This window comes from Arthrobacter sulfonylureivorans (genome assembly GCF_022637435.1).
In the GTDB taxonomy this organism is placed as follows: domain Bacteria; phylum Actinomycetota; class Actinomycetes; order Actinomycetales; family Micrococcaceae; genus Crystallibacter; species Crystallibacter sulfonylureivorans.
Genome location: NZ_CP093326.1, coordinates 3624725 through 3638686, shown reverse-complemented (window position 1 = coordinate 3638686; position 13962 = coordinate 3624725). Strand labels below are relative to the sequence as shown.

Genomic DNA, 13962 nt, shown 5'->3' with positions numbered 1-13962 from the left:
CCCAGGAACACCGTGACCGGTGCAGCAGCCTGGGCGGGAGCGGTCCTGGCGCTGGTGCAGGGCGGACAGTCGTTCGCACACTTCGGCCGCACAGATCATATCGGGCTGGTACTGGTTTTTTGTGCCCTTGCCGGCCTCGCCGTGGCGGCACGGCTGTGGTGGACGGGCTGCTTCGAATCAAGGCTTTTCAGTGCCCTGCTGGCCCTGTTCGCCTTGGTTGGCCAGCTCATGCACGCCGCCATCGGCTGGCCTGGCGAACCCGCAGCAGGCTGGACGGCCTATGGGATTTTCGTCGTCGTGCTGGCGCCCGCCGTGCTGGTCCTTCTGACTCTTGCCCTCATTCGCCCAGACCCATCAGGGCGCGGCTATAGTAGATTAAATGATTCACCAGATATTGGTGGTGGAGGACGACGACGGCATTGCGCTTCCGCTCCTCCGAACCCTTGACCGCGAGGGCTATCACGTGGACCGGGTGTCCCACGGGATTCCCGCTCTCGATCACGTGCGGGCCGGCGGCACGGATCTTGTCATCCTAGACCTAGGCTTGCCGGACATCGACGGACTGGAAGTCTGCCGCAGGCTGCGCGAAGACGGCTTCGGCGGCGGTGTTCTGATCCTGACCGCCCGCGGCGGGGAGTTGGACCGCGTCGTCGGCCTGGACGTTGGCGCCGATGACTACATGGCTAAACCGTTCGGGCTTGCGGAGCTGCTGGCCAGGACACGGGCGCTGCTCCGCCGCCATCGCACCGATGTACCCTCGTCGCCGGCGGAATCCGCTCGGCCAGGCATGGAAGTGGACAGCCAAGCCCGGCGGGCCCAGGTGGGCGGCAGGGAACTGCCCCTGACCGCAAAGGAGTTCGACGTCCTGGCGCTGCTGCACACCGAACCCGGCACCGTCTTCACACGCGAGCGGCTGATGGACACCGTATGGGACGAAAACTGGTACGGCTCCACCAAAACCCTCGACGTCACCATCGGCCGTCTGCGCCAAAAGCTCGAAGAACACGGGGCACCGGCGAGGGTGACCACCGTGCGGGGTGTCGGCTTCCGGCTGGAACCGATTCAGACGGATGCGTGAACGCCTCGTAGCAGCATTCGTCTGCCTGGCCGTCGCGCTGGTCGCGCTCTACGCGATCCCTCGGTCCTACATCATTGCGGACGACATCCGTGCGACGGAGATCCGAAAACTCGAACGTTCGGCCAACCTGCTAGAGGTGCTGCTGCCCGAACGCGCCCGCAACGAGGCCGTTACCGCGGATTTCTTGGCAGGGCTCGTCAACCAGGCGGAACGGATCGAATATGTCCGGGCCGATGGAAGCGTCATTGCCGCCGGAGCCGAGCTAGCGCCTGATCCGGCGAATATTGTCTTGACCCGTGACCTGCCCGACGGCGTGACGGTCACCCTCTCGCGGTCCGCCGATTTTGTCGAAGCACGGGTAGCCGAGGAACTGGTCTCACTCGCCGCCCTGGGGCTGGGGCTGCTGGTGGCGGCCGTAGTCGCCGGGCTATTCGTGGCGGGCACCATGTCCCGTCCGTTCCTGAAACTCGCGGACGCGGCGCGCAAGCTGGGGGAGGGTGACTTCGCCGCCGACATCCCGCGCTTCCGAATCCCCGAGGCGGACGGCATCGGACGGGCGCTGCAATCGAGCTCCACAGCGCTGGAGGGCATGCTACGGAGGGAACGTGAATTTGCCTCCAATGCCTCCCACCAGCTGCGCACCCCGCTCACCGCCCTCCGCCTGGAGATCGAAGACCTCACGCTGCGGAAGGAAACCCCGCCCGAGCTCGCCGGTGATCTGCGACGCGCCCTGCATGAACTGGACCGTCTGAACGGAGCCGTCAACGATCTGCTGGACCTCTCCAGGAACCAGCGTATGGCCGCGGTAACCGACATCAACCTGGTGTCGGTTACGGCCGACGCCGTTGCGCGCTGGCGGGTCACCGCTGACGGGTTGGGTCGCCAACTGGAGGCGTCCCTGCCCGACACGCTACCGGCCAGGGTGCCTAAGGGGCCCGTACAGCAGATCCTCGACGTTCTCTTCGACAACGCGCTCAAACACGGCAGGGGTACAGTATCCGTGCGCGCCGCCGACGCCGGCACGCATCTGGGCATCACGGTGACCGATGAGGGGCCACGGCCCGAAGGCGACATCTTCCACCGGCACGTGAGCGGTGGCACCGGTGAAGGAATCGGCCTGGCCCTGGCCGGCGAACTGGCCGCATCCATCGCATGCCATCTAGGACTGGATGCCTCGCCGCAGACGAGCTTCACCCTGAAGCTTCCCAAGACGTCCTCCACCACCAATGCACTGTTGGGGCCTGGCAACCGAGGCGCCACGCTAAGCAAGCCCGACACACCCTCGGCCGGTCCCGGTTGGGGCCGGTGAGCCCCTTTGTGATCGGGCAGGTCTGCCCATTGGCGCGTCCGCAGCGCAGTTTCGTCCAGTTGATCCCGGGGCCCGGCGCGTTCAGAGTTCCCGCACCACCCGGGCCGGGCTGCCCACGGCCACCACATTGGCCGGAATGTTCCCCGTGACCACCGAGCCGGCGCCGATCACGCTGTTCTCGCCGATCGTCACACCGGGACAGACGATTACACCGCCGCCCAGCCAGACGTTATCGCCGAGGGTGATGGGCTGGGCCGCCTCCAGCTTGTCCCTGCGCGGCTGGGATTCGATCGGGTGCGTCGGCGTCAGGAGCTGGACGCCGGGCCCGATCTGGCAGTCGGCGCCGATGGTGATGGCCGCGACATCCAGGGCGGTGAAGTTGTAGTTGATGAAGGTGCGGGGACCAATGAAGATGTGTTCGCCGTAGTCGACGAACAGGGGCGGCTTCACGTATGCGTCTTCGCCCAGGCCGCCCAGCAGTTCGGCCAGGATCGACCTCGCATCGTCCGCATCGGCCACCACCGCGCGGTGGTAGTCGTCGGCCAGCCGGAGGGCGCGTTTGGCCCGGCGTTCGCTCTCCGGATCGTCGGCAACGTACAGGTCGCCGGCCAGCATCCGTTCGCGGTTGGTTCGGGCATCCCCGGCGAAGTAGTCAGTCTCCATAGCTTTGACCGTATCGCCGCAGGGGCGGCTCGAAAAGGCGGGCACGACGACGGCGGGGCCCACCCGCGCAGGTGAGCTCCGCCGTCGTACGGGGTTGGCTTGGCAGAGGAAGCGTTCAGTCCTTCGGTGTCTCCTTGCTGGGATCGAAGACGACGTGCATATCCACGGGGGAGCCGCCGTCGCTCTCCGCGGCCCAATGGTGCCGCAGGGCCACGAGGGTTTCCGTCACCAAAGCGCTCCGGGCCACCCCCGCCGGCAGTGCGGCCACCACGGAATTGCTATGCATCCGTCCGTCCACCGGCCGGAAAACCAGCGGCCTTCCCTCGGGACTTTGCCGGGCCGGTTGCATGAGCAGGGAGTAGGCGAGGTTGCGGCCCACCACATTCTGGATCACCTGCACGCTGGCCGAACGCCACCGCACGGTTGGCGTAACGCCGGCTCGGTCGAACTCCGCCAGCGTCCGCTGGAGCGCGGGTTCCTCATTGACCAGTATTGCGGGATACGGTGCGAGGTCTGCCAACGTGATCTTGTCTCTTTCGGCCAGCGGATGCTCCGGGCTGAGCGCCACCTGCCGCATCGTCGGGCGCAGTATCTCCGCCTCGCAATCTGGCAGCAGCTGCGCCTCGTAGGCCGCGGCCAACTGCGCCCGGCCCTCGAGCACCGCTTCCTGGACCTCCGGACCGGCCCCCTCGATGAAGTCGAGTTCCACCTGCGGGTGGCGGCTGGTGAACCAGTCGATCAGCGGCGGAATGATGTGCAGGGCCAGGGTTCGGAAGACCCCAACAACGAGCCGGCCGGACAGCTCGCCATGGACCTGGTTGACGGCAGCGGACATGCCATCGATCTGGTCGGCCACCTGTCGGGCCCGCACGGCCACGGCCTGTCCCTCCGCCGTCAGTGCCACTCCTTTGCCGCGGCGCCGGATGGCTAGCGTGGCTCCCAGCGCTTCCTCCAGTTGCCCCAGCGCCAGGCTGACCGCCGCCTGCGAGACGTGGCAGCGCTGCGCGGCCTCGGTGACGGAGCGCGTCTCCGCGATGGCCGCGAAGTATTCCAGCTGACGCAGCGTTACTTCCTTCATAAGTTCTCCTTGTGGGTCTCCCCACTTATTATAGCTAGACAAATGTGATGGCTGCCACCATGCTCGGATGAAGACCTAAAAGATTCTTGAGAGAGGAGCGGCCGCATGGAACATTCGGGCCCTCACGTCATCACGCTGGGAACGGCCGGCGGACCCCGCTGGTGGAAGGACCAGCAGGGAACGCCCCGCTTCGGCATCTCCACGGCCGTGGTGGTGAACGGAACGTGGTACCTGGTGGACTGCGGTCAGGGAGCCGGGCGCCAAGCCAACGCCGCCGGCCTCAACATGGCCGATCTGGGCGGCATCTTCATCACGCATATGCACTCGGACCACACCGTGGACCTGCCCTCGCTGTTGCTGTTCGGGGCCTTCGAGTTGAAGAACTCGAACCGCGGACCCATCCCCGTGGTGGGACCTGGTGACCGCGGCAAACTGCCGCCGCTCTCACCCCGCGCCACCTCCATTCCTGCTCCGGTGGCACCGCACCGGCCCACCCCGGGAGTCGCGGGTCTGGTGGAAGGCCTGCTGGCCGCGTACGCCGCCGACTGCAACGACCGGATCTTCGATTCGCTGGCCAAGAGCCCGCTGGACCAGTTCGAACCGCGCGAAATCGTGCTGCCTGCAGGCACCGGGTTCGATCCGGACACCAATGTTGCCCCGGACATGGAGCCGTTCGAGATCTTCCGGGATGCCAACGTCACGGTCAGCGCGATCCTGGTTTCACACCACCCGACGGCGCCTGCGTATGCCTTCCGTTTCGATACGGAGGCCGGGTCGGTCACCATTTCGGGCGACACGGCCCCCTGCGCCAACATGGTGCGCTTGGCAAGCGGCACCGACCTGCTGCTGCATGAGGCCATCAACCTGGACATCCTCGCCGGCCAGTACTCCGACGCGCAGATGCTTCAAGCCACCATGGACCACCACCGCCGCGCCCACACCACCGCGGCCGAAGCGGGAAAGATTGCCGAGGACGCCGGTGCTCGCCACCTGGCCCTCCACCATCTGGTTCCCACGTACTCGCCGCCGGAAGCCTGGTTGGAGGCTCGCAGCACCTATGGCGGGCCGCTGAGCATACCCGACGACCTGGACGTGATCAGTTTCAGCCGGGCGATCAGCCCAGACTCTTTGTCCGTTTCCACCGCCGGCAACGTCGCCGGATAACCTACCTCAAGGACACTCCATGAGCACAACTCCCACGACCGCCGCGCCATCCGGCGCCTACCACGCCAGTCCGCGCGACATGCGCCGGATCCTGTTCTCCAGCTTCCTCGGCACCGCGGTCGAATATTACGACTTCATTCTGTACGCCACGGCAGCCGGCATCGTCTTCAACCACGTGTTCTTTGCTGGAATGGACCCGAACCTGGCTATCTTCGTCTCCTTCGGCACGCTGGCCATGGGCTACATTGCCCGGCCGCTCGGCGGTTTCCTCTTCGGGCACCTCGGCGATCTGGTGGGCCGTAAGACCATTCTCATCAGCACGGTGCTGATGATGGGCATCGCCTCTACCCTGATCGGACTGCTGCCTACTACTGACCAGATCGGAGTCTGGGCGCCGATCCTTCTGGTGTCGCTCCGCCTGTTCCAAGGAATCGCCGTCGGCGGTGAGTGGGGCGGCGCCATGCTGCTGGCTTTTGAGAACTCGCGGAAGGAGTCCCGCGGCTTCGCTGCATCCTTCGCTTACATGGGGGCCCCGGCCGGAACGATCATCGGCACGCTGATGCTCTCGGCCATGACCATGCTTCCCGATGGACAGTTCCTGGAGTGGGGCTGGCGCGTGCCGTTCATTCTTTCCGCGGTCCTGATGGCGCTGGCGATCTTCATTCGGATGCGCGTCTCGGAATCCCGCGTTTTCAAGGAGATCTCCGCCAAGAGCGAAGCGAAGAAACGGCGCGTTCCCGCAGCCGAGCTGTTCCGCGAGCACCCGAAGTCGCTCCTGATCGCCGTCGCGTCGGGACTGTCCGGCCAGATGGCCCAGGGGCTGATGGGTGCGTGGGCCATTTCCTACGCCGTGCAGCAGGCCGTGCTGGTCCAGACCGAGGTGCTGAACCTGAAGGCGCTGGGTGGAGTGGCCACCATCGTGATGATCATCGTCGCGTCGAAACTGTCCGACCGGTTGGGACGCCGGAAGGTGCTGATCGCAGGCAACATCGGTGCCATGGTGCTGGCCTTCCCGGTGATGGGGCTGCTGGAGATGGGGTCGACCGTGGCGTTCATGCTGGCGATCTTCCTGGGCCTCTCCATCGTGCAGGGATTCACCTCCGGCCCGTACGGTGCCTTCGTTGGCGAACTCTTCCCGACGTCGGTGCGCTATTCCGGCACGTCCATCGGCTACCAGTTGGCTTCCACGCTCGGTGCCGGCTTCACGCCGATGATTGCCACCGCCCTGGTGATGGCCGGCGGCGGGTCGCTCTGGCTGGTGGCCTGCCTCTGGATCGCCTTTTCCGGCATGAGCCTGGCGTCGCTGCTGGCGGCCAAGGACCGTTCCGACCAAGACATTGAGCAGTTGGACGGCCCGGCTGCGGCCCCTGAGCCAGACGCCGCCCCGTCCGAGGCCGGCAAGGTTTCTGCCCGCGCATAGCGGCGCGGCCACGGTCCCACCACGACGACGGCGGAGCCCACCTGCGCAGGTGAGCTCCGCCGTCGTACGGGGTTGGCTTGGCAGTGGCCGCGTTCAGTCCTTGGGTGTCTCCTTGCTGGGATCGAAGAAGGGCTTTTGCACCACCGTGCCGTTGCGGATTCCCTCCGGTGTGTGGATGGACAGCGACGTGCCCTCTTCGCTGAGGTCGAACGGCACCATGGCCAGGCCAATGTTCCGTTCCAGCCGAGGGGAGTTGCAGGCGCTGGTGACTTCGCCGATGTGGGCGCCGCCGCCGACCGAGACCGGGAAGGGTTCGATCATGGAGCCGTCGTTGTAGCTGCCCAGCGGTTCGCCGTCGATGTCCACGCCGACCAGCAGCCGGTCGATGCCCTTCTCGCGGATGCGGCCCAGCGCCTCCTTGCCGACGAAGTCCGCCTTTTGGTCCAGATCCACCATCCAGTTGTAGTCGTAGCCGACCTCCAGCGGGTTGGTGTTGAGCGTGATGTCGCAGCCGTAGGCCAGCATGCCTGCCTCGATCCGCCGGATGTGGCAGGGGCCGATGACGCGCAGGTCGTGCGGCTGGCCGGCCTCCCAGACGGTGTCCCAGAGGCGCCCGGCGTTCTGGGTGGCGTTGTAGAGGTAGATCTCGTAGCCGATTTCGCCGGTGTAGCCGGTCCGGCTGACCACCACGTCCATGCCGTTCAGGGTGTGGTGCTGCATGTAGTAGTACGGCATGTCCAAGATCTGCGGGCCGAACAGGTCGGACATCAGACCCTTGGCTTTGGGGCCCTGGACCTGGACGGGTGCCACGTCCACTTCTTCCACCGTGACGTCCCAGCCGCCGGCGTGCGCCAGGCCCATGGCCCAGAGGTGAACGTCGCTGTCCGCCAGCGACAGCCAGAACTTGTTCTCCTCCACGCGCAGGATGATCGGGTCGTTGATGATTCCGCCGTCGGCCGCGGTGATGAAGGCGTATTTGCACTGGCCCACCGCGCACTTGGTCAGGTCACGGGGGGTCAGCATGTTGGTGAAATCGAACGCCTGCGGGCCGCTGATCTGCAGCTGCCGCTCCACGCCGACGTCCCAGAGGGTGACGTCGTTCAGCAACGACCAGTACTCGCCGACCGGGTCGCCGTAATGGCGCGGATGGTAGGTGTGGTTGTAGACGCTGTAGGCCGCGACGCCGTGCTCCCGCGACTTCCAAAAGTACGGGGACTTGCGCAGCCGGGTATAAAGCGTGACGGCCGGGTGGGGGTTAACGCGTGAATCGGTGCCGTTGAACGGGGCTGAGCCCGAATCGAGAATTTCCGACATGGATGCTTCCTCCTTCGAGGTTCTGGCGCCAGCCGGACCTGAAGTAGTTGCGCATGATGCGCAGCCCTGCGCCATGTGAGACATCGTGACAGTTGGGTAACGAACCAGTCAAGGGTTGTCGAAGACGGTCCTCGGGCACACTTTTTCGGCGGCCTCAACCGGGACGCCGACGATCAGGTTCGAGTCCTTGACCTCGAGCGTGCATAGTGGGATTCGCATTCCGCAGCACGAAGCCGGCCGGGTAGATCCCCAGTCTTCCCGGCCGGGCCTTCACGTGTGTTGTTGTGTGCAGAATTGAAGATTGAACACAACAGCCTGGGCAGGATGCCCCGCCGCGGCGGACCAGCCTCAGGCAGGAGCCAGCTGGGACGCCGGGGCCAGATCGCGGCTGCTGTGGTCATACGCGATGGTGACCGCACCGCCGTCGTGCTGGAACTCGTGGTTGGCTCCGTCGAGGAGTCCGTAGGCCCCGTAGTTCTCCTCCCACGAACCGTTGAGCGCGAACTTGAAGGCGTAGCGCCCGGCAGGCAGCTCGCCGTCCAACAGCCACAGCCCGTCGGCCGGATCGAAACTCATCTGCACCGCATTGGCGGCCGGATCCCAGTCCCGGTCAGCGCCGAGCAGGACACCGAAGTCGCCGACTACGGCCACGGATTCCGGCTGGCCGCTGGGGCGTTTGGGATCCGTCACCGGGGCGGGTGCTTCCGCCACCTGGGCCGGCGCTTCCGGCGCGGCGGCACTCTTTGCATCCTCCGCCCGTGCCGGCGCGTCGGGCAGCGGGATTCCCGCATCGAGAGCTTCTGCCAGTTCGGACGGGCTGGAGAAAGCGGCGACGGCCCGCAGCCCGTCTTCGGTGACAGCCCATCCGCCGCGGCCCTTGGACATCCAGCCCGCCTTCACCAGCCGGGCGGTCGCCGTCGTCAGGTTCTTGAAGCCGCGCGGCACTCCGCCGCTGAGCAGTTCCTGTTCGTAGGCGGTCGGCGGTACACGGCGCAACGCTTCGCTAATCACCTCGCGGGCATCGGGGCGGGTGCCGTTGGAGGCCGCTTCGGCCAGGATCTCGAGGACGGATCTGAGTCGCAGATGGGCATTGTTGGGCATAGCCGTGGCTCCTTCGCGGTGCAGCCGAAACGGGTGACGCTCCCAGTCTGGGACCCCGGCTATGGTGTGCGCCACTGTTTGGCGTTGTGTGTCGGAGCCGGCGCTGCCTTTTATTTGCTGGTCCAGTGATGAAGCCTGCCAAAAGGCTAGACGGTGATGACGGCTTTGCCCCGGATTTCTCCGGCATCCAGGCAGGTGATTGCTTCCGGCATCTGCTCCAGCGGATAGGTCCGGTCGATGCTGGGTGACACCTCGCCCGCGACGATCATTTCACTCAACCGCTCGAATTCCGTGGCGTTCTCGCGTGCCATAAACATGACAAAACGCTGCCGGCTGAACAGAGACAGGAGCATGCCAGCGATCGGCCTGAACAGGCCACCGGTCCAGCGGTCGCCGTCTTCGCCGCCGACAATGACCACCGTGCCGCCCGGGGCCAGTGCTCGGCGCAGGCGCTTCAAGGACGGGTTGCCTGCCACGTCGACGATCAGGTCGTAGCGGCGTCCGCCGGCGGCGAAGTCCTCGCGGGTATAGTCGATGACGGTTTCGGCGCCGAGCCCCCGCACCAGATCCGCCTTGGCGGCACTGCACTCGCCGGTGACGTTCGCGCCCATGGCGGTGGCGATCTGCACGGCGTAGGTACCCACGCCCCCGGAGGCCCCGGTAATCAGCACCTGCTGGCCCGCCTTGAGTTTGCCTGCGTCGCGCAGGGCCTGCAGGGCGGTGGTGCCGGATACCGGCACCGCGGCCGCCTGCTCGAAGCTCAGAGCGGCCGGCTTCAGCGCCAGCATTTTCTCCGCGGCCACCGCGAATTCCGCGAAGGAGCCCTTGCCGTAGCCGAAGACCTCATCTCCGACGGCAAACCGCGTGACGGCAGCGCCTACCGCGGCTACAGTTCCCGCCACATCAAGGCCGAGTATCGGATTCTTGGGGGTGCGCCAGCCCGACACTACGCGGACCGGGTAGGGCAGGCCGGTGGCCATGTGCCATGCCCCGCGATCCAAACCGGCTGCGCGGACCTCGATGAGCACCTGGTCGTCGGTGATGTCCGGCACCGGCACGGTGGCCAGATGCAGTGCGTCGGCCAAGCCGTACTGGTACTGCACAATGGCGCGCATGGTTTGTCCCGGGGAGGCGGCGCTGCCCTCCGCCGGAGGCGTCTGTCCTGCAGGAGCGGGGGTTTCTTTCGGTTCCATGGAGGCATCCTTCTCGAGGTTTTGGACACTGGGACTGCTGACTGAGTCGTACTTTGTACGAAGGTATCGTACAAAGTACGAGAATGCTATAGTCGCCGGAACAATGAATGAAAAATCCGCTGCTTCCCCCACAGAACGTCTTCCGCTCAGCCGCGAACGCGTAGTGCAGTCCGCCATGGCCATTGCCGATGGGGGCGGCCTTGCCGGGCTGACCATCCGCTCGCTGGCCAAGTCCTTGGGGACCAAGCCGATGTCCCTCTACCACTACGTGCGCAACAAGGACGAGATCCTTGATGGCATCGTGGATGCCGTCTTCAACGAGATCGAGCTGCCGGTACCGGGCGGCCAGTGGAAGGCAGAGCTGAAGCGGCGGGCAACATCCGCCCGTCTGGTACTGCGCCGCCATCCGTGGGCGATTGCCCTAATGGAATCCCGGACGGTGCCGGGGCCGGCGAACCTCCGCCACCATGACGCGGTCCTCGGTACCCTCCGTGCGGCCGGTTTTTCCCTTTCCTTGGCCGCGCATACCTACGCCCTGCTTGACGCCTACGTTTATGGCTCGGCCCTGCAGGAGGCGTCGTTGCCGTTCGACGGGCCGGACAGCTTAGCGGAAGTCGCCGGACCGATGGTGGAAATGTTCAGCACGGGGGACTATCCACATCTGCGCGAGTTTGCGATGCAGCACGTTCTGCAGCCCGGTTACGATTTTGGCGACGAGTTCGACTTCGGGCTGGACCTGATCCTCGATGGCCTCGCCGCCCATCTGCCGGAGCCGGTCGGTGGCATCGATGCAGGGGCGGCGTAGCCGACGCACACAACGGCAGAGGGCGGGGCACCCCTTGAGTGGAGTGCCCCGCCCATTGCCGTTGGCGTGGTTGGCGCCGTTATGCCACGGCGGCCATGCTGTCGGCCGTCACCCGGAGTCCGTCCTCTCCCGGGGTCACGCGGATCCGGCCGCCCTCGGCCACAGCCTCGGCCACCAGCAGGTCGGCAATCCGGTCGTCCAGCTCGCGCTGGATCACGCGACGCAGCGGCCGGGCGCCGTATTCCGGTTCGTAGCCGGCCTCGGCGATCCAGTCCACCGCGTCCTCGTCCACGGCCAGCGAGATGCCCTGGGCGGCCAGACGGGCCTCGGACCGGCGCAGCTGCAGCCGCACAATGGAGCGCAGCTGCTCCTTCTCCAGCTTGCGGAACAGCACAATCTCGTCGATCCGGTTGAGGAACTCCGGCCGCATGGCCTCGCGCAGCCGGCCCATCACCCGGGCGCGCAGGTCCTGCTCGGAGGCGAAACCGTCCACGCCGTTATTGGACGTGAAGCCCAGCGCCCCGCCCTTGCTGGCCAGGAATTCCGACCCGAGATTCGAGGTCATGATCACCACGGTGTTGCGGAAGTCAACGGTGCGGCCCTGCCCATCGGTGAGGCGTCCGTCGTCGAGCACCTGCAGCAGCAGGTTGAACACGTCCGGGTGCGCCTTCTCCACCTCATCCAGCAGCACCACCGAGTACGGGTGCCGGCGGACCCGCTCGGTCAGCTGGCCGGCCTCGCCGTAGCCGACGTAGCCCGGAGGGGCGCCGACCAGCCGCGAGACGGTGTGGCGCTCCCCGTACTCGCTCATGTCGAAGCGCACCATGGTGTTCTCGTCACCAAACAGCGACTCCGCCAGCGCCTTGGCCAGCTCGGTTTTGCCCACCCCGGTGGGACCCAGGAACAGGAAGCTGCCGACGGGCCGGCCCTCGTCGCCCATGCCGGTGCGGTTGCGCCGTACCGACTTGGCGATGGCGGTCACCGCGTCGTCCTGCCCGATCACCCGGGCGTGCAGGTCCTCCTCCAGGCGGGCCAGTCGCTGCCGGTCGCCCTGGCTCAGCCGGGCGGCCGGAATGCCGGTGGCGCGGGCAATGATTTCGGCAATCTCCGCCTCGCCGACCACATCGGAGGGTACGACGCCGAGGCGCGCGCCGCCGTCGTTGTCCTCCGTAGCGTTGGTGGCTGGCTCGGCTGCGGAATCGATCTTGGCCTTCAGTTCCTCGATGTCATCGCGCAGCGAGGAGGCATCCTCGTAGCGTTCCTCCGCAACGGCGGCGTTCTTGGCTGACTCGAGCTCCGCCAGCTGTCCGCGCAGCGCCTCCACGTCCACGCGGGGGCCGCGGCGCAGGCTCAGCCGGGCGCCGGCCTGGTCGATCAGGTCGATCGCCTTGTCCGGCAGGAAGCGGTCGGTGATGTAGCGCGAGGACATCTCGACGGCGGCGCGGATGGCTCCGTCGGTATAGGTCACCTGGTGGTGCTCTTCGTAGCGGTCCTTCAGCCCGGCCAGGATCTGCACGGCGTCCTCGATCGAGGGTTCGCCCACCATCACCGGCTGGAACCGGCGCTCCAGGGCCGGATCCTTTTCCACCTTGCGGTATTCGCCCAGCGTGGTGGCGCCGACCAGGTGCAGCTCGCCGCGGGCCAGTCGGGGCTTGAGGATGTTGCCGGCGTCCATGCCGCCCTCGCCGCCTCCGCCGGCGCCGACCACGGTGTGCAGTTCGTCGATGAAGACGATCAGTTCGCTGCTGGCGGCACTGATCTCTTCCATGGTCTTTGTCAGCCGTTCCTCGAAGTCGCCGCGGTATTTGGTGCCGGCCAGCATGCCGGGCAGGTCCAGCGACACCACGCGCTTGCCGCGCAACTGCTCCGGAACATCGCCGTCCACGATCGCTTGGGCCAGCCCTTCCACGATGGCGGTCTTGCCGACGCCGGCCTCGCCGATCAGGACCGGGTTGTTCTTGGTTCGGCGGGCCAGGATCTCGATGGTTTGCGCGATCTCGTCGGCGCGGCCGATCACCGGGTCCAACTGGTTCTCGCGGGCCCGGGCGGTCAGGTCAAGGCCGAACTGGTCCAGCATGGGTGTGGCGGAGTTGGGGTTTTGTTCCTGCCGGGTTGCGGCGCCGCCGCCCGGGTGGGCCTGGGCCGCCTCCGCCGCGTTGGCCTGCTGCAGCGCCTGCGGGGTGACGCCGGTGCCGGCCAGGATTTGGCCAGCCGCGGTTTCCTGGTTCAGCACGAACGCGGCGAACAGATGCTCCGGGTCAATGTAGGTGGAGCCAAACGCCCGGGCCACCTGGTGCGCATCCAGCAGGGCACGCTGGGCCGAGGGGGTCAGGGACGGCGCCTCGCCGATGGGCTCGGCCTTTTCCGGCAGGCGTTGCTCGGCGGCGCGGACGATGTCCCGCGGATCGGCGCCGGCGAGCTTGATCTGGCCGGCAGTCGGTTCCTGTTCGGCCATCACGCGCAGAATGTGCAGCGCATCCACTTCCGTGTGGCCGAGTCCAGCGGCAAATGCGGCGGCCTGGGCCAGCACTTCCTGGGTGCGGCGGCTGAGCAGCCGGGTGAGGTCGACCGTGCGGCGGGACTGCGCCGCACGCTGGCCCTGCAGGTAGCGGACCAGGAACTCGTCGAATGATCCGTTGCCGGACGTGGGTCCGAAGAACAGTGGCATTGATGATCCTCCTGTGGACTTGAGTGCCTTCGACTCATGTTAACGCTTCATGCCGAAGATTATTCCACAAGCCGGGAAAAGTTGAGTCGAGTCGACTCACATTGACGATGCATGCAGAAAACAATGCCTACACAGGGGGATAGCGCCGGCAGCAGGCCGACGTGGAGCG

Annotated in this window: 12 protein-coding genes; 6 read left to right on the top strand and 6 right to left on the bottom strand. The window is 66.4% G+C overall.

The genetic code is table 11. From position 1 onward, the window contains the following. The first annotated feature begins 12 nt into the window (after positions 1-12). Genes MNQ99_RS16760 through MNQ99_RS16750 form a run of 3 tightly spaced genes read left to right on the top strand, consistent with a single transcriptional unit; the run spans position 13 to position 2387 of the window. Complete coding sequence (locus tag MNQ99_RS16760; protein WP_241913744.1) at positions 13-447, top strand: hypothetical protein; 435 nt, start codon at positions 13-15, stop codon at positions 445-447. Then, complete coding sequence (locus MNQ99_RS16755) at positions 380-1078, top strand: response regulator transcription factor (RefSeq protein WP_241913743.1); 699 nt, start codon at positions 380-382, stop codon at positions 1076-1078. Before MNQ99_RS16760 ends, MNQ99_RS16755 begins: the two co-directional genes overlap by 68 nt. Beyond that, positions 1071-2387 (top strand): sensor histidine kinase, encoded by a 1317-nt coding sequence (locus MNQ99_RS16750; RefSeq protein ID WP_241913742.1) that lies wholly within the window; start codon positions 1071-1073, stop codon positions 2385-2387. The genes MNQ99_RS16755 and MNQ99_RS16750 overlap by 8 nt, the downstream gene beginning before the upstream one ends. Before the next feature lie 81 nt (positions 2388-2468). Here MNQ99_RS16750 and MNQ99_RS16745 read toward each other — a convergent pair whose 3' ends face one another. Both MNQ99_RS16745 and MNQ99_RS16740 read right to left on the bottom strand, forming a co-directional pair. Next, positions 2469-3050 carry a sugar O-acetyltransferase gene (locus MNQ99_RS16745; RefSeq protein ID WP_241913741.1) on the bottom strand — a complete coding sequence of 194 codons (582 nt, stop codon included), beginning with the start codon at positions 3048-3050 and terminating at the stop codon, positions 2469-2471. A gap of 115 nt (positions 3051-3165) precedes the next feature. Continuing rightward, entirely contained in the window at positions 3166-4128 is a 963-nt protein-coding gene (locus MNQ99_RS16740; RefSeq protein ID WP_241913740.1) for a LysR family transcriptional regulator, read from the bottom strand. A 105-nt stretch (positions 4129-4233) separates the two neighbouring features. On the opposite strand from MNQ99_RS16740, the gene MNQ99_RS16735 reads away from it, so the two are divergent. Together MNQ99_RS16735 and MNQ99_RS16730 are read left to right on the top strand one after the other, a co-directional pair. Next, a complete protein-coding gene (locus MNQ99_RS16735) occupies positions 4234-5292 on the top strand; it encodes an MBL fold metallo-hydrolase (protein WP_241913739.1) in 1059 nt (352 codons plus the stop codon). 19 nt (positions 5293-5311) lie between these two features. Beyond that, positions 5312-6712 carry an MFS transporter gene (locus MNQ99_RS16730; protein ID WP_241913738.1) on the top strand — a complete coding sequence of 467 codons (1401 nt, stop codon included), beginning with the start codon at positions 5312-5314 and terminating at the stop codon, positions 6710-6712. Positions 6713-6805: 93 nt separating this feature from the next. Here the strand turns inward: MNQ99_RS16730 and MNQ99_RS16725 are convergent, their stop codons facing one another. The 3 genes from MNQ99_RS16725 to MNQ99_RS16715 all read right to left on the bottom strand — a co-directional run bounded on the left by MNQ99_RS16725 (position 6806) and on the right by MNQ99_RS16715 (position 10320). Continuing rightward, a complete protein-coding gene (locus MNQ99_RS16725) occupies positions 6806-8026 on the bottom strand; it encodes a glycine cleavage T C-terminal barrel domain-containing protein (protein WP_241913737.1) in 1221 nt (406 codons plus the stop codon). A gap of 348 nt (positions 8027-8374) precedes the next feature. Then, complete coding sequence (locus MNQ99_RS16720; protein ID WP_241913736.1) at positions 8375-9127, bottom strand: pullulanase X25 domain-containing protein; 753 nt, start codon at positions 9125-9127, stop codon at positions 8375-8377. Between the two features lie 146 nt (positions 9128-9273). Next, positions 9274-10320 carry an NAD(P)-dependent alcohol dehydrogenase gene (locus tag MNQ99_RS16715; protein ID WP_241913735.1) on the bottom strand — a complete coding sequence of 349 codons (1047 nt, stop codon included), beginning with the start codon at positions 10318-10320 and terminating at the stop codon, positions 9274-9276. Between the two features lie 103 nt (positions 10321-10423). On the opposite strand from MNQ99_RS16715, the gene MNQ99_RS16710 reads away from it, so the two are divergent. Continuing rightward, positions 10424-11125, top strand: coding sequence for a TetR/AcrR family transcriptional regulator (locus MNQ99_RS16710; protein ID WP_241913734.1), 702 nt, complete (start codon positions 10424-10426; stop codon positions 11123-11125). A 79-nt stretch (positions 11126-11204) separates the two neighbouring features. On the opposite strand, the gene MNQ99_RS16705 is transcribed toward MNQ99_RS16710, so the two are convergent. Further along, positions 11205-13793 (bottom strand): ATP-dependent Clp protease ATP-binding subunit, encoded by a 2589-nt coding sequence (locus MNQ99_RS16705; protein WP_241913733.1) that lies wholly within the window; start codon positions 13791-13793, stop codon positions 11205-11207. Positions 13794-13962 lie beyond the last annotated feature (169 nt).